The following is a 15,334-nucleotide window of genomic DNA, read 5'->3' on the forward strand; positions in this document are numbered from 1 at the left end:
CAGGAAATCATAACGCCATTAGGAGCGCCCGTGACAAATGTTATTGCCGAAAATCCACTACCTGATGCAATTGTTGCACTATCGCAACTGCACGAAACGATTGCGGCGCGGAAGAACCGTGAGGTTCGCCGCGCCGCAAAGGGTGTTACTAAGATCGAATCAGGATTACAGCATGCCCGCGATCAGCTTGCCCAGCACCGCGATGCCTTCGCGGATGCGTTCCGGCGGCACCGTCACGAACGACAGGCGCAGGGTGTTGGTGGCCGGATCGTTGGCGTAGAACGGCGCGCCCGGCACAAAGGCCACGCGCGCGGCCAGCGACTGCTCGAGCAGCTTCATGGCGTCGACCTGCGGCGGCAGGGTGACCCAGATGAACATGCCGCCTTCGGGCTGGGTCCAGCTGACGCCGGCCGGGAAGTGTTCCTTGATCGCGTCCAGCATCACCTGGCACTGCTCGCTGTACAGCTTGCGGATGGTCGGGATGTGCTGGTCCAGGAAGCCGTCCTTGACCACTTCGTGCACCACCATCTGGGTGATCTGGGCGGTGTGCAGGTCGGCCGCCTGCTTGGCCAGCTCGAGGCGGCGCACCAGCGGCAGCGGGGCGCACACGTAACCCAGGCGGATGCCCGGGGTCAGCACCTTGGAGAACGAGCCCATGTAGATCACGCCGTCCGGGTTCATGGCCACCATCTTCGGCATCGGCTCGCCCTTGTACGACAGCGCGCCGTACGGATCGTCCTCGATCAGCGGCACGCCGAGGCGGGCGCAGGTTTCCACCAGTTCGCGGCGGCGCTCGAGCGACAGGGTGCGGCCGGTCGGGTTCTGGAAGTTCGGCAGCGAGTACAGCAGGCGCGCGCCCTGGGCCACGCCTTCCAGCGACGACGGCACCAGGCCGTGTTCGTCGGTGTCGACCGACTTGAATTCCGGACGGTACACCGAGAACGCCTGCAGCGCGCCCAGGTAGCTCGGGGTTTCGACCAGCACGCGGCTGCCTTCGTCGATCAGGACCTTGCCCAGCAGGTCCAGCGCCTGCTGCGAACCGGACGTCATGAGGATCTGTTCCGGCAGGATGGTCGAGCCTTCCGTGGACAGGGAATTCGCAATCCATTCACGCAGCGGGGCGTAGCCGTCGGTCGGGCCGTATTGCAGCGCGACCTTGCCGGTTTCGCTCAGCACTTTTTCGTAAGCGGCCTTCATGCGCTCGACCGGGAAGGTGGCCGGCGACGGCAGGCCGCCCGCGAACGAGATGATCTCGGGACGCTGGGTGATCTTCAGGATCTCGCGGATGAACGAGCTTTGCAGCTGCGCGGCGCGTTCCGAGAACTGCCACTGGATGGGATTGGGATTTTCGATTTTCATACTTGTCTCACAGGAAGGGGCACGGTCGTGCCGGGCCATTATAAAACACGCGGGTAAGCGGTTTTTTATCGGCGAACGGCGCCGGGTCGGCGCCACCCACAGGCACGACATTAATGGAATTGCTGGCAAATTAATGCCGGTTTTATGCCACTTCCACGACCATTTCGATCTCGACGCAGGTGCCGCGCGGCAGCGAGGCGACGCCGAAGGCCGAGCGCGCATGCTTGCCGGCGTCGCCGAACACTTCGCCGATCAGTTCCGAGCAGCCGTTGGTGACCAGGTGCTGTTCGTTGTAGTCCGGGGTCGAGGCGACCAGGCTCATCACCTTGACGATGCGCTTGACGCGGTTCAGGTCGCCGCCCACGGCTTCCTGCAGGGTACCGATCAGGTCGATTGCGACCGAGCGCGCGGCGGCCTGGCCTTCGGCGGTGGTCTTGTCGCGGCCGAGGATGCCGACGTCCGGATTGCCGTCCGCCTTCTTGGCGATGTGGCCCGAGATGAACACGAGGTTGCCGGTCTGTACGTACATGACGTAGGCGGCGGCCGGGGTTGCCGGCGCCTGCAGGGTGATGTTCAGTTCTTTGAGTTTGTCGTAGACGGACATGGGATTCCTAGTTGCGTGGATGAAGTGCGTGAATGAAGGCGCCATTGTACGTCGCCCGCCTCGCCGCTGCCCATCGTTTGCCGCTGTGCGCCGCTGTGCACATGGCGCCCACGTCTGCCACGAGCGCCGGCTAGCCCGTGCAGCCGCCCGGCATCGCGCTGCGCATCGCCTCCTCGATCTGCTGCGGCGTCATGTCGCGCTGGTGGGTGGCGATCGACCACCTGTGGCCGAACGGATCGATCACCTGGCCGTAGCGGTCGCCCCAGAATGCATCTTCCAGCGGCATCTCGACGGTGGCGCCGGCATCGACCGCCCGCTGCCACACGGCGTCGGCGTCTTCCACGTACAGGTGGATCGTCACCGGCGTGCCCTGCAGCGCGCGCGGGCTGCGGCTGCCGTACTCGGGAAAGGCGTCGGCCAGCATGAGCATCGAGTCGCCGATGCGCAGCTCGGCGTGCATGATCTTGCCGCCGGGGCCGTCCATGCGCCCGACTTCCTGGGCGCCGAAGGCGCGCCCGTAGAACGCCAGCGCCTCGGCCGCGTTGTCGCACACCAGGTGCGGGGTAATGCTGTGGAATCCTTCGGGAATTCGGCTGGCTGACTGGTTCATCGTGGATCTCCTGGTTGGTGGAAGGGATGCTGCTGCGCTACGACGAACGGGAGCGGCCGCAATCGACATGCGCCGTGCATAAAAAGCGGTGCGTACCCTGGCGGCGCTGCGATGATGGTCCCGTAAATACTGTGGCGACAGTCGACGCTTGTCAAAATAGCTCTTGAAATGTGTTGGCAACGCCCCATATCCCACCGAGTCTGTTCAACCCTTTATTTCCACGAGGAACAAGATGGCGCACGCCGAAAAAGAAACCCTTGGCTTCCAGGCTGAAGTAAAACAGCTGCTGCAACTGATGATCCACTCCTTGTATTCGAACAAGGAAATCTTCCTGCGCGAACTGGTCTCGAACGCCTCCGACGCGGCCGACAAGCTGCGCTTCGAAGCGATCAACAACGACGCCCTGTACGGCAACGACCATGAGCTGAAGATCAAGATTGCCTTCGACAAGGATGCGAAGACGGTCACCATCTCGGACAACGGCATCGGCATGAGCCGCGACGAAGTGATCGCTCACCTGGGCACCATCGCCAAGTCGGGCACCAAGGAATTCTTCAGCAAGCTCTCCGGCGACCAGCAGCAGGACGCGGCCCTGATCGGCCAGTTCGGCGTCGGCTTCTATTCCGGCTTCATCGTGGCCGACCGCATCACGGTCGAAACCCGCCGCGCCGGAGCGCAAGCGTCGGAAGGCGTGCGCTGGGAGTCGACCGGCGAAGGCGACTACAGCGTCGAGCAGATCGAGAAAACCGGCCGCGGCACCGACGTGATCCTGCACCTGCGCGAAGGCGAGGAAGAGCTGCTGTCGTCGTGGAAGCTGAAATCCATCATCCGCAAGTACTCGGACCACATCTCGCTGCCGATCGTGATGCAGAAGGAAGAGTGGGACGAAGAGAAGAAGGAAACCGTCCTCAAGGACGAGCTGGAAACCGTGAACCAGGCCAGCGCGCTGTGGGCACGCTCCAAGTCGGACATTACCGAAGAACAGTACAACGAGTTCTACAAGCATGTTTCGCACGACTTCCAGGACCCGCTGACCTACACCCACAACCGGGTCGAAGGCCGCAGCGAATACACCCAGCTGCTGTACGTGCCGAGCCACGCCCCGTTCGACCTGTGGGACCGCAACAAGCGCGGCGGCATCAAGCTGTACGTCAAGCGCGTGTTCATCATGGACGACGCCGAGCAGCTGATGCCGACGTATCTCCGCTTCATCAAGGGCGTGATCGATTCGGCCGACCTGCCGCTGAACGTCTCGCGCGAGATCCTGCAGGAGTCACGCGACGTGCGCGTGATTCGCGAGGGCTCGACCAAGCGCGTGCTTGGCATGCTGGAAGAGATGGCGAACAGCGAAGAGGGCGCGGACAAGGATAAATACGCGACCTTCTGGAAGGAATTCGGCCAGGTGCTGAAAGAAGGCATCGGCGAAGACACCGCCAACAAGGACCGCATCGCCAAGCTGCTGCGCTTCGCGTCGACCGTGGGCGATTCGGCTGACCAGACCGTGTCGTTCGCCGACTACGTTGGCCGCATGAAGGAAGGCCAGGACAAGATCTATTACGTCACCGCCGACAGCTACGCCGCCGCCAGGAACAGCCCGCACCTGGAAATCTTCCGCAAGAAGGGCGTCGAAGTGATCCTGATGACCGACCGCGTCGACGAATGGATGCTGTCGTTCCTGTCCGACTTCGACGGCAAGGAACTGGTGTCGGTCGCCAAGGGCGGCCTGGACCTGGGCGCGCTGGAAGACGAAGCCGAGAAGAAGGAACACCAGGAAGTGGAAGCCGGCTACAAGGAGCTGGTCGACAGCATGAAGGGTGCGCTGGGCGACAAGGCCAAGGACGTGCGCGTGACCTTCCGCCTGACCGATTCGCCGGCCTGCCTGGTGGCCGATGAAAACGAATTGTCGGGCAATCTGCTGCGCATGCTGAAGGCGGCCGGCCAGGAAGCGCCGGAATCGAAACCGATCCTCGAGATCAACCCGAACCACCCGCTGGTGACGCGCCTGAAGTACGAAGACGCGAGCGGCGCGCGCTTTGCCGACTGGGCCCACATCCTGTTCGACCAGGCCGCGCTGGCCGAAGGCGGCAGCCTGTCGGATCCGGCGTCGTTCGTGAAGCGCCTGAACGAGATGCTGCTGGCGGGCGCCAAGTAAGCCTCGACGCCGCATGACAACAAGCCGGGACAGCGATGTCCCGGCTTTTTTATCGCCGCAGGTTTCAGAACACCGCGTGCAGGGTCGCCGTCACGTTGCGCGGGTCGCCATACCAGTTGCTGCCGCTGGTGTTGCCAAGCGTGCGGTAGTAGCGCTTGTCGAACACGTTGTTCAGGTTGACGGCCAGGTCGAGGTTGCGGTTGAAGCGGTAGCCGACCCGTCCCGACCAGACGGCGTAGCCGGCCTGCGACACGCGCAGGGCGCCGCTGGTCTTGTAGAACTCGTTCTGCGCGTTGACGCCGGCGCCCGCGCTCCACGGCGAGCCGGCCGGCTGCCAGTTGGTCCAGATGCGCGCCAGGTGGCGCGGCGTGAAGGTCGACAGCGGCTGGTTCTCGTTGGCGCTGGGCGCGCCGGTGGCGGTGCGGTCGCGCAGGTAGCGGGTCTGGTTCCAGGTGTAGCCGGCGCTGACCTGCCAGCCTGGCGCCAGCAGGCCGCTCAGTTCCGCGTCCAGGCCCTGGCTGCGCACCTTGCCTTCGGCGATGAAGCAGGCGCCGCCGGTGGGCGAGGCCGGGCACGGCGTCGGCGTCGAGGGATCGGTCTGCGAGCGGTTTTCCTCGATCACGCGAAACAGCGCCAGCGCCGCGTTCAGGCGCCCGCCGGCCAGCGCGCCTTTCAGCCCGGCCTCGACGTTGTTGCCGGTGGCCGGCGCCAGGCGCTCGCCGCCGGCGGTGAACTGCGACGCCTGCGAGCGGAAGATCTCGGCGTAGCTCAGATAAGTGGTCCAGTCGGGGGCGACGTCCCACTGCAGCGCGCCATACGGCGTGAACTCGCCGCTTTGCTTGTAGGGGCGGGTGTTCCAGGCATCGGTGACCAGGTTGCGCACCGAGCTTTTCCAGTCGCTGACACGGCCGCCGGCGATCAGCTTGACCGTGTCGGTCAGGCTCAGGCGCAGCGAGCCGTACACCCCAGATTGCTCCAGCGCGGTCAGGGTGTGCGCACCGGCGCGGCCCGGGCGGGTCGGCAGCACCGCGTAGTCGTGCGGGTTGAAGGTGGTGGGGTTGATGACCGGGTTGTCGACCGCGTACAGCTGGCTGGTGTTGTCGAAGTCGCGCTGCATCCAGTTGGCGCCCAGCAGCAGGTCGTGACGCCGGCCGAAGGCGTTGAAGCCGCCTTCGAGCGTGAGGTCGGCCGCTTTCTGGTCGCCCACCAGGTGCTGGCGGAACGCCGACAGGCTCGGCCCCAGGTTGGTGGCCGGATCGACCGGGCCGAAGGCCGAGCCGCTGGTGTCGTGATTGTCTTCGCGCATGCTGGAGAAGGCCGCGCGCAGCTTCCAGTCGTTGCCGAAGCGGTGCTGCAGGTCGACGAAGGCGGTGCGCGACTTGACGTCGGTGTTCGACCAGGCGGCGTTCAGGTAGGTCTCGCGCGGCAGGCCCAGGTCGGCGCCGTTCGAGAAGCGCGGCAGGCCGCCGTAGAACGGCGCCATGTCGTTGTTCTCGTAGTGCAGGCCGGCGCCGAGCGTGGTCGACGGCGCCAGGTCGGCCTCCACGATCGCATACAGCACCGAGCGCCTGGTCTCGGCCAGGTCGTAGAAGAAGTCGCGGTCTTCGTGCGCCGCGACCACGCGCGCGCGCACGCTGCCGCTCTCGTTCAGCGGCAGCGAGGCGTCGGCCTGGGCGCGGTAGTTGTCCCAGCGGCCGGCGGCGGCCAGCGCGTCCATCCGGCGCGTCTTGAGCGGGCGCTTGCGCACCAGGTTGACCGCGCCGCCCGGATTGCCGGCGCCGCTGAACAGGCCCGCCGGGCCGCGCAGCACCTCGACCCGCTCGAACACCGACAGGTCCGGGCTGATCGCGAAACCGGCGCCGCGCTGGGTGGCGACGCCGTCGTACTGCACCGATTCGATCTCGAAGCCGCGCGCATAGTAGCGGCGCTCGTAGCTGCTGCCCTGCTCGACGATGATCCCGGTGCTGTTCGCGAGCGCCTCGTCCAGCGTGCGCAGGTTCTGGTCGTCCAGGCGCTGGCGCGTGACCACCGACACCGATTGCGGCGTCTCGCGCAGCGACGCACTGCCTTTCGCGATGCCGGCGCCGTCCGCGCCGTAGCCGCCGCCCAGGCGGTCGGCGCTGACCAGCACGGTCGATGCGGATGGCGTCTCCGGCGCATCGGCGGCGTGAACGGTCGTGGAAGAGTAGGCGAGGGCGAGGGCAAGCACGCGCGGCAGGCGCTTCGGAACAGTCATGCTGGTCTTTCTTTTTTAATAGGTGACAGGTTCACAGGCGATGCGCGTGGATGACGCGCACGCAATGAATGCAAATGAGAGTGATTCTCATTCTGATGCATAATGGCGTTTTATGCAATATGCAACTATCCAAAGGGTGGCTGGGCCCGTGCGGCCGGAGACCGTGATTACAGGTGGCGGATCTCGGCCGGCGGTGTGCGCCAGTTGTCGTTGCGGCCGTCGATGTAGCGGACCGGCGCGGCCAGCATGTCGTCGACCGGCATGTCGTCCAGGCTGGCGATGGTCACCGCCACGAACGGCCCGCTACCCGGCGCGTCGCCGCTGGTGTAGACGTTGATGCCGCAGTGGCCGCAGAAGTGATGGGCGTCGCGCCGCGTGTGGAAGCGGTATTCGCGCAGCGCGTCGCCGCCCTGCAGCAGGCGGAATGCGGCGGGCGCGACGACGGCGGCCCAGAAGCGCATCTTGGTGCAGATGCTGCAGTTGCACTTGACCGTGCCGGCGGCCGGATCGATGTCGGCCCGGTAGCGGATCGCGCCGCAGTGGCAGCTGCCGTGGTAGGTCTTCATTCGGCCTTGTTCCCGCTGCGCGCCAGCCACGTCGTGCGCTCGATCTCGTACGCCAGCACGTCGCGCTCGTGCCAGGTCTCGTGGCCGCAGGCGCGCATGCCGAGCCGCTCCATGACGCGCGCCGACTTCAGGTTCTCCGGCGCGCAGATGGCGCGCAGCAGCGGCGCGCCCAGCTCGTCGAAGGCGAATCGCGCCATGCGCTCGGCCGCTTCGATGGCGTAGCCGCGGCCCCAGCGGTCGGGACGCAGGCGCCAGCCGATTTCGAGCGGGTTGGCCGGGTCGTGGCCCAGGTGCTGGATGCAGCCGGCGCCGACCAGTTCTCCAGTGTCGACTTCGATCAGGCACCACCAGGCGTGGCCGTGTTCGCGCCAGCGCGCCTGCACCCGCGCGATCGTGGCATGCGTTTCCTCGGCCGTCTCGGGCCGGCCCGAGATGTGGCGCATCACCTCGGGATCGCCGTTCAGCACGCGCAAGCCGTCGAAGTGATCCTCGCTCATCGGCTCGTAGCGCAAGCGCTGGCTGTGCAGGACGGTCATGGCCTCAGCTTGATACTTCGTCGCAGAACTGCTCCAGCAAACGCAAGCCGTCCGGCCATTCGCCATGGCCCGACTCGGTGTTCAGGTGGCCGGCGTCGCCGATCTCCACCAGCCGGCTGCCCCAGGCCTCGGCAAAGGCGCGCGTGCGCTGGGTCGTCGCAAATGGGTCGTTGGCGCTGCCGACCACCAGGCTGGGGAAGGGCAGCGCGTCCATCGGCACCGGCGCCCAGCTGCCGGGATCGAACGGGAAGGTCGACGCTTCGACGTCGCTCGGCGCGGCCAGGAAGGCGCCGGCCACTTTCAATGGCGAACCGCAGCGCGCCCAGTGCGCGACCAGCATGCAGCCCAGGCTGTGCGCCACCAGGATCGGCGCGCCGCGGCAGCCGGCGATGGCGGCGTCGAGTTCGGACACCCACTCGTCGCGGTGCGGGCTGGTCCAGTCGCGGTGCGCGGTGCGCTGCCATTGCGGGTAGCGCTCGTGCCACAGCGATTGCCAGTGGCGCGGCCCGGAATTCCACAGGCCGGGCAAAATCAGGACGTCACATTTCATCGAATCTCTCCTTGTTGCTGTTCTTTGATCGGGAAGGTCGCCGCGCCGGCCGGCGCCAGCGCGGCGGGCGGCGCGCCGAAGAACCAGTCGTGGATGCGCTCGAACAGGCGGCGCCAGGCGTCCTTGCGCTGCTCGGTCAGCATGCCGAGCAGCCAGGCCGCCAGGCCGACCGCGGCGCCGAGCGCCAGCAGGTCGAGCGGGTTGGCCGGGTCGTGCGCGTACAGCACCGGCCAGGCGGCCAGCACCAGCGCGTGCGACAGGTACAGGGTCAGTGTATAGGAAGCGCAGGCGCGCACCGGACGCGCCACGCGCAGCACGGCGTCCAGGCCGGCGAAGCGCGCGCAGGCGAAGTTCAGGCAGACGATCAGGCCGACCGCGTAGTCGGCCAGGAAGCGGTCGGCGTTGCCCAGGCTGAAGGCCTGGCCCAGCCAGGACGCGCGGCCGATTTCGCGCAACACGGTCTCGAGGTCGCTCGCTTCATAGGCCGCCAGCAGTAGCCAGCTGGCGACCCAGCCGGCGCGCGCCCACGGCAGCGGCAGCGTGTGGCGCGCCTGCCAGCGGTACAGCCAGACTCCGGCCAGCCACACCGGCAGCAGCAGCCACAGTTTGATGCCCATGACCGCCAGCACCAGCGCCAATGCCAGGATCCGGCGCGCGCCGCGCAGGTAGCAGGCCACGCCGAACAGCACGTAGTACCAGACTTCGTAGTTGAGCGACCACCACGGCACCAGGAGCGGCGGCACCTCGGACAGCTGCCACAGGTCGCCCAGGAACTGCAAGTGGAAGGGAATGTACAGCCACGGTTTATATAGCTGGTAGGCCTTGCCGATGCGGTGTTCGAGGTGCGGGCCGAGCAGCCAGGCGCAGATAAAACCCAGCACCAGCACCGGCAGCGCCACCGAATAGATGCGGGCGCAGCGCGCCACGGCATAGTCGCGCAGGCTGGGGCGGCGCGTGTCGCTGGTATAGGCGATGACGAAGCCGGACAGCACGAAGAACGCCATCACCGCTTCGCGCCCGAGCATGGTCAGCAGGTCGGCGCCTGGGCCCGTCACCAGTTCGCCCTGGCGCACGTGCATCAGGACGACCGCCAGCGCCGCCAGGAAGCGGACCAGGTCGAGGTAGACCGAGAACGGGCGGTCGAGGGGGGCAGGGACGGCGGACATGCCAACAATACTACTTCAGTTCCGTGACGGGACTGTTTTTCATGGCCGCGCCCGTCCGTGGCGCCGCCTACAATTCGGTGCGCAGCGCGAACAGTTCCGGGAACAGCACCACGTCCAGCATCTTGCGCAGGTAGCTCACCCCGGCGGTGCCGCCGGTGCCGCTCTTGAAGCCGATGATGCGCTCCACTGTCGACACGTGACGGAAGCGCCAGAAGCGGAACGCCGTTTCCAGGTCGACCAGCTTTTCGGCCAGTTCGTACAGCGCCCAGTGGCGCGCGGTGTCGCGGTAGACGCCGAGCCAGGCCGCCTTGACCGAGTCGTCCATCTGCGTGGGAGCTGTGCGCTCGCCCTCGATGCGCGCCGGGTCGATCGCGAAGCCGCTGCGCGCCAGCAGCATCACCGACTCGTCGTAGATCGAGGGCGCGGCCAGTTCGCGCGCCAGGATCGCATGCGCCTCGGGCGCGCCCTCGTGCACCGCCAGCAGTGCCGGGTTCTTGTTGCCGAGGATGAATTCGAGCTCGCGGTACTGGAACGACTGGAAGCCCGACGACGCGCCGAGATAGGGCCGGATCGCGGTGTACTCGGGCGGGGTCATGGTGGCCAGCACGTCCCAGGCGTGCACCAGCTGGTCCATGATGCGCGCCACCCGCGCCAGCATTTTGAAGGCCGGCGGCAGGTCGTCGGCGCGGATGTGGCGCCGCACCGCCTGCAGCTCGTGCAGCATCAGCTTGATCCACAGTTCACTCGTCTGGTGCTGGACGATGAACAGCATCTCGTCGTGGCTGGGCGAGCGCGGATGCTGGGCGCTCAGGATCCGGCCCAGGCCCAGGTAGTCGCCATAGCTCATCGACTCCCTGAAATCCATCCGGGCGCCGTGCCACTGTTTGCCGTCGTCGTGCTGGTCGCTCATGGTCGTTCTCTTCAGGTGACAGCGCTGCGCGCCGCGTTGACGTCATAGGCGCCGCGATCGAGGATATCCTTCAGCACGTCCACCGCATCCCACACGTCGGCAAAGCTGGTGTACAGCGGCGTGAAGCCGAAGCGCATGATCTCCGGCTCGCGGTAGTCGCCGATCACGCCGCGCGCGATCAATGCCGTCATCACGGCGTAACCGTGCGGATGGGTGAAGCTGACCTGGCTGCCGCGCCGGGCGTGTTCGCGCGGCGTCACCAGGCCAAGGGGATGGCCGGCGCAGCGGCTTTCGACCAGTTCGATGAACAGGTCGGTGAGGGCCAGCGACTTGGCGCGGATCGCGTCCATATTCGTCGCTTCGAACACTTCCAGCCCGCATTCGACCAGCGCCAGCGACACGACCGGCTGGGTGCCGCACAGGGCGCGCCCGATGCCCTCGCTTGGCGCGAAGGCGCTGGCCATCGCGAACGGCGCGGCGTGGCCCCACCAGCCCGAGAGCGGATGGTCGAAGGCGGCCTGGTGGCGCCGCGGCACCCAGATGAAGGCCGGCGCGCCGGGACCGCCGTTCAGGTATTTATAGGTGCAGCCGACCGCGAAGTCGGCATTCGCGCCGTGCAGGTCGAGCGGCACCGCGCCGGCCGAGTGGGCCAGGTCCCACACCGCCAGCGCGCCGGCGGCGTGCGCCAGGCGGGTGAGGGCGGCCATGTCGTGCTGGTGGCCGGTGCGGTAGTTGACGTGGGTGAGCATCAGCACCGCGCAGTCGCCGTCGAGCGCGGCGGGGATCTCGTCGACGCTGTCCACCAGGCGCACGCGGTAGCCCTGCTGCAGCCAGCGGCTGAGGCCCTCGGCCATATAGATATCGGTCGGGAAGTTGCTGCGCTCGGTGACGATGACTCGGCGCTCGCTGGCACGGCGGCCGTTCGGAAATGCGTCTCCGCGCCGCTCGCCGGCGCCGCCGTTGGCCTGGATGCGCAGCGCGGCGGCCAGCGCCTTGAACAGGTTGAGCGAGGTGGTGTCGGTCACTGCGACTTCGCCGGCATGCGCGCCGATCAGCGGCGCCAGGCGGTCGCCCAGGCGGCGCGGCATGTCGAACCAGCCGGCGTCGTTCCAGCTGCGGATCAGGTCAGTGCCCCATTCGCGCGCCACCACGTCCTGGGCGCGCGCCAGCGCCGCCCTGGGTCGGGCGCCCAGCGAGTTGCCGTCCAAATAGATGACGCCGGCGGGCAGGTCGAAACGGTCGCGCAGCGGCGCCAGCGGGTCGGCGGCGTCGCGCGCCTGGCAGGCGGCGCGGGTAATGTTGGTGTCGGTCATGCGGATTCCAGAATTGGTTGATGCTTGAAGCAATAGGCAGGGGCGAAGTGTAGCAAGTTCCGACGCGTCGGAGCGAAAATCATTGTTGAAACGACATGCCTGGCGGACGATGTCGGCCTTGAGAAAAATTTTCAAAATTTTTTTCACAGAACCCTAAAGTTCCCTGAACCCGGACCGATAACGAGTTTAGATAGGCGGTAATGGGTCAAAAAAAAGTGGTGAACGACCCTAAAGTTCCTGTCGAGGCTGCCGTTAAAGAGTCAGAAGGGCGAGAAAAAAGATGAAAAAAATTCTCGAACAACCCTAAAGTTCTCGAAAACGCTGCCGTTACCGTAGTAATTGCGCGACAGTTGTAGATCGACGCACACACAATTCGGGGCGTTTCCCGACGCCATGCTCGACCCCCTTCTCATAGGGGAAATGCAGCGTTCCCGTAGAGTTTGTCAGACAAACTCCTACGGGCTCTGCTGTCTTTTGCGGACGTCAAATACCGCCTTCGTCTGATTCCGGAAAAGTTTCCTCACGGTCAGAATCTATCTCATCGGCAACAAACAACACGCCGAACCCAACAAAACGGAGAGAGAAGATGATGACCGCAAACGACATGATGGCCGAGATTCGCGATGCCAACCTGAGCTACCTGATGCTGGCTCAGCAGATGATCCGCGCGGACAAGGTTGCCGCCATCTTCCGCCTCGGTATCTCGGCCGACATCGCCGACCTGATCGAAGGCATGAGCAACGCCCAGATCCTGAAATTGGCTGGCGGCAACATGATGCTGGCCCGTTTCCGCTTCGACGACACCGCGATCCTGTCGATGCTGACCAGCCACACCAAGGACCGCAGCCTGGCCCAATCGCATGCCGCGATCCTGATGGCCGGCCAGCCGGTCGAAGAAATCGCATAATCCGGTAACGGAAACCGTATAATCCGGTAACGGCCTCGCCTGGGGAGGGCCGATTGGTATACCGGGAGCAGCAGTATGAACAAGAAGAGCGTCGTCACCGAAGCGCAGGAAATCCAGCTTGCCATCGAACTGATCAACCTGGGGGCGCGACTCCAGCTGCTCGAAACCGAAGTCTCGCTGTCGCGCGAACGCTTGCTCAAGCTGTACAAGGAACTCAAGGGTGTCTCTCCACCCAAGGGCATGCTCCCGTTCTCCACCGACTGGTTCCTGACCTGGCAACCGAACATCCATTCCTCGCTCTTCATCAATATTCACCAGTTCCTGGTCGAACACGCGGGCGCCACCGGCATCCAGGCGGTGATGAAGGCATATCAACTTTATCTCGAACAGATGCCGCCGGCGCCGGGTGAAGAGCCGCTGCTGTCATTGACGCGCGCCTGGACCCTGGTGCGTTTCTTCCAGAGCAACATGCTGCTGCTGGCCCCGTGCAGCAAATGCCAGGGCAAGTTCATCGTCAACGCGCTCGACCTCAACGCCGACTATGCCTGCGGCCTGTGCCACATGCCTTCGCGCGCCGGCAAGACGCGCAAGGCCAAGGATGCGCGCGACGCCGCGGCGGCCGCCAACGAGGATAGCGCCTGAGTTGGCGCGCGCGTCGAACCCGGCCGGCATCCTGCGCGCGCCCGCGGTCCAGGCGCTGCTGATCCAGGCCGCCGCCTTTCCCCTGACGCTCGGCGTCGTCTACCTCTGCGCGCGGGCCGGGCTCGCGGTCTCCTACCTCCATGTGGCGCTGGTGCAGGGCGCAATTGCGCTTGGCCTGACCTGGTGGCGCCGGCTGGCGATCTGGTGGCGCGCGATCGGCTTCGGCTTTCCGCTCGCGCTGCTGGCGGCAAGTACGCTGGCGATTCCGCCGGCCGTGTTCCTGGCGCTGTTCCTGTTCCTGCTGCTGCTGTACTGGTCGACCTACCGCACCCAGGTGCCGTACTACCCGTCCGGGCGCCGCGTGTGGGAAGCGGTGGCGGCCAGCCTGCCCAGGAATCGCCCCTTGCGCGTGATCGACGTCGGCAGCGGCCTGGGCGGCTTCGTGCTGGAGCTGCAGCGCAAGCGCCCCGAGTCGCGTTTCGAAGGCATCGAGCTGGCGCCCCTGCCGTGGCTCTACAGCTACCTGCGCGCGAAGGCCGCCGGCAGCCGCGCCCGTTTCATCCGCGGCGACTACGACCATCTCGATTTCGGCGACTACGATGCCGTGTTCGCCTACCTGTCGCCGGCCGTCATGACGGGCCTGTATCTCAAGGCGGCGCGCGAGATGAAGCCCGGGTCGACGCTTTTCAGTTACGAATTCGTCATTGCAAGTCAACCACCGAGCCGGATTGTCACCTTGAACATGGATGGCCCGAGCCTGTATTTGTGGGACTTTTAGGCGACACTCCAGAGTGAAAAAGGACGGTTTTACTTGCCCGTGGGCTATACTCCGGATAGAGTAGTTCCCTGCATAAACTTTTCTGAATTTCCCGTTTTTGCGTCGTATGACACGACACCAAAACCGGTCTTCTGGAGTCCATTCCCTTGTTAGTCATTGTCGGTTACCTTGTTGTCATGGGTTGCGTGTTCGGCGGCTTCGCGCTGGCCGGCGGCCACCTTGCTTCGCTCTGGCAGCCCATCGAGCTGCTGATGATCGGCGGCGCCGCCGTCGGCGCCTTCATTGTCGGCAACACCGGCAAGTCGATCAAGGCCACCATGAAGGCCTTTCCCTCCATCTTCAAGGGTTCCAAGTACAGCAAGGACATGTATATGGAACTGATGGCGCTGCAATTCGACGTGCTGTCGAAAGTGCGTAAAGAAGGCCTGATGTCGATCGAAGGCGACATCGAGGCGCCGGAATCGTCGCCGCTGTTCTCGAACTATCCGCTGGTGCTGGCCGACCACCACATCATCGAATTCATGACCGATTACCTGCGCCTGATGGTGTCCGGCAACATGGACGCGATGCAGATCGAAAACCTGATGGACAACGAGATCGAAACCCACCACCATGAAGGCGCGATTCCGTCGCACGTGATCGCCAAGCTGGGCGACGGCCTGCCGGCGTTCGGCATCGTGGCGGCGGTGATGGGCGTGGTACACACCATGGAATCGGTGGGCCTGCCGCCGGCCGAACTGGGCATCCTGATCGCGAAGGCGCTGGTCGGTACCTTCCTCGGCATCCTGCTGGCCTACGCGTTCGTCAGCCCGTTGGGCAACGTGCTGGAACAGAAGCTGGAAGAATCGACCAAGATGTTCCAGTGCGTGAAGGTCACCCTGCTGGCCAGCCTGAACGGCTATGCGCCGGCGCTGGCGGTGGAATTCGGCCGCAAGGTGCTGTACTCGACCGAGCGCCCGACCTTCGCCGAGCTCGAAGAGCACATCAAGAAGAAGAAGTAAGCGC

At 65.4% G+C, this 15,334-nt stretch carries 15 protein-coding genes; 5 read left to right on the forward strand and 10 right to left on the reverse strand.

The genetic code is table 11. From position 1 onward, the window contains the following. Positions 1–165: 165 nt before the first annotated feature. The 3 genes from QPK27_RS15430 to QPK27_RS15440 form a co-directional block, all read right to left on the reverse strand. The gene (locus QPK27_RS15430) at positions 166–1,359 is read right to left on the reverse strand and encodes a PLP-dependent aminotransferase family protein (protein WP_290419144.1); all 1,194 of its coding nucleotides are present in this window, start codon (positions 1,357–1,359) and stop codon (positions 166–168) included. A 142-nt stretch (positions 1,360–1,501) separates the two neighbouring features. Next, positions 1,502–1,963 (reverse strand): RidA family protein, encoded by a 462-nt coding sequence (locus tag QPK27_RS15435; protein WP_290419145.1) that lies wholly within the window; start codon positions 1,961–1,963, stop codon positions 1,502–1,504. A 130-nt stretch (positions 1,964–2,093) separates the two neighbouring features. Next, the gene (locus tag QPK27_RS15440; RefSeq protein WP_290419146.1) at positions 2,094–2,573 is read right to left on the reverse strand and encodes a VOC family protein; all 480 of its coding nucleotides are present in this window, start codon (positions 2,571–2,573) and stop codon (positions 2,094–2,096) included. A gap of 232 nt (positions 2,574–2,805) precedes the next feature. Between QPK27_RS15440 and htpG the strand changes: the two genes are divergently transcribed. Beyond that, the gene (gene htpG, locus QPK27_RS15445; protein ID WP_290419147.1) at positions 2,806–4,725 is read left to right on the forward strand and encodes a molecular chaperone HtpG; all 1,920 of its coding nucleotides are present in this window, start codon (positions 2,806–2,808) and stop codon (positions 4,723–4,725) included. A gap of 64 nt (positions 4,726–4,789) precedes the next feature. Here the strand turns inward: htpG and QPK27_RS15450 are convergent, their stop codons facing one another. The 7 genes from QPK27_RS15450 to kynU form a co-directional block, all read right to left on the reverse strand. Then, on the reverse strand, positions 4,790–6,961 hold the full coding sequence (locus QPK27_RS15450) for a TonB-dependent siderophore receptor (protein WP_290419148.1): 2,172 nt from the start codon (positions 6,959–6,961) through the stop codon (positions 4,790–4,792). A 167-nt stretch (positions 6,962–7,128) separates the two neighbouring features. Beyond that, entirely contained in the window at positions 7,129–7,527 is a 399-nt protein-coding gene (locus QPK27_RS15455) for a GFA family protein (protein ID WP_290419149.1), read from the reverse strand. Continuing rightward, a complete protein-coding gene (locus tag QPK27_RS15460; RefSeq protein ID WP_290419150.1) occupies positions 7,524–8,063 on the reverse strand; it encodes a GNAT family N-acetyltransferase in 540 nt (179 codons plus the stop codon). The genes QPK27_RS15455 and QPK27_RS15460 overlap by 4 nt, the downstream gene beginning before the upstream one ends. 4 nt (positions 8,064–8,067) lie before the next feature. Continuing rightward, positions 8,068–8,613, reverse strand: a complete 546-nt coding sequence (locus QPK27_RS15465; RefSeq protein ID WP_290419151.1) for an alpha/beta hydrolase — start codon at positions 8,611–8,613, stop codon at positions 8,068–8,070. Beyond that, positions 8,610–9,779, reverse strand: coding sequence for an acyltransferase (locus QPK27_RS15470; RefSeq protein WP_290419152.1), 1,170 nt, complete (start codon positions 9,777–9,779; stop codon positions 8,610–8,612). Before QPK27_RS15470 ends, QPK27_RS15465 begins: the two co-directional genes overlap by 4 nt. A 67-nt stretch (positions 9,780–9,846) precedes the next feature. Further along, positions 9,847–10,689, reverse strand: coding sequence for a tryptophan 2,3-dioxygenase (gene kynA, locus QPK27_RS15475; protein ID WP_290419153.1), 843 nt, complete (start codon positions 10,687–10,689; stop codon positions 9,847–9,849). Positions 10,690–10,700: 11 nt separating this feature from the next. Next, on the reverse strand, positions 10,701–12,002 hold the full coding sequence (gene kynU, locus QPK27_RS15480; protein WP_290419154.1) for a kynureninase: 1,302 nt from the start codon (positions 12,000–12,002) through the stop codon (positions 10,701–10,703). A gap of 589 nt (positions 12,003–12,591) precedes the next feature. On the opposite strand from kynU, the gene flhD reads away from it, so the two are divergent. From flhD to motA, 4 genes are all read left to right on the forward strand, one after another. After that, positions 12,592–12,909 carry a flagellar transcriptional regulator FlhD gene (flhD, locus tag QPK27_RS15485; protein ID WP_290419225.1) on the forward strand — a complete coding sequence of 106 codons (318 nt, stop codon included), beginning with the start codon at positions 12,592–12,594 and terminating at the stop codon, positions 12,907–12,909. A 75-nt stretch (positions 12,910–12,984) separates the two neighbouring features. After that, positions 12,985–13,551, forward strand: a complete 567-nt coding sequence (gene flhC, locus QPK27_RS15490; RefSeq protein ID WP_290419155.1) for a flagellar transcriptional regulator FlhC — start codon at positions 12,985–12,987, stop codon at positions 13,549–13,551. Position 13,552: 1 nt separating this feature from the next. Continuing rightward, a complete protein-coding gene (locus QPK27_RS15495; RefSeq protein WP_290419156.1) occupies positions 13,553–14,329 on the forward strand; it encodes a class I SAM-dependent methyltransferase in 777 nt (258 codons plus the stop codon). 146 nt (positions 14,330–14,475) lie between these two features. Beyond that, positions 14,476–15,330: a flagellar motor stator protein MotA gene (gene motA / locus QPK27_RS15500; RefSeq protein ID WP_290419157.1), complete on the forward strand. Its 855-nt coding sequence runs from the start codon at positions 14,476–14,478 to the stop codon at positions 15,328–15,330. Positions 15,331–15,334: the final 4 nt, after the last annotated feature.

The organism is Massilia sp. YIM B02443 (assembly GCF_030411955.1).
GTDB lineage: Bacteria > Pseudomonadota > Gammaproteobacteria > Burkholderiales > Burkholderiaceae_D > Telluria.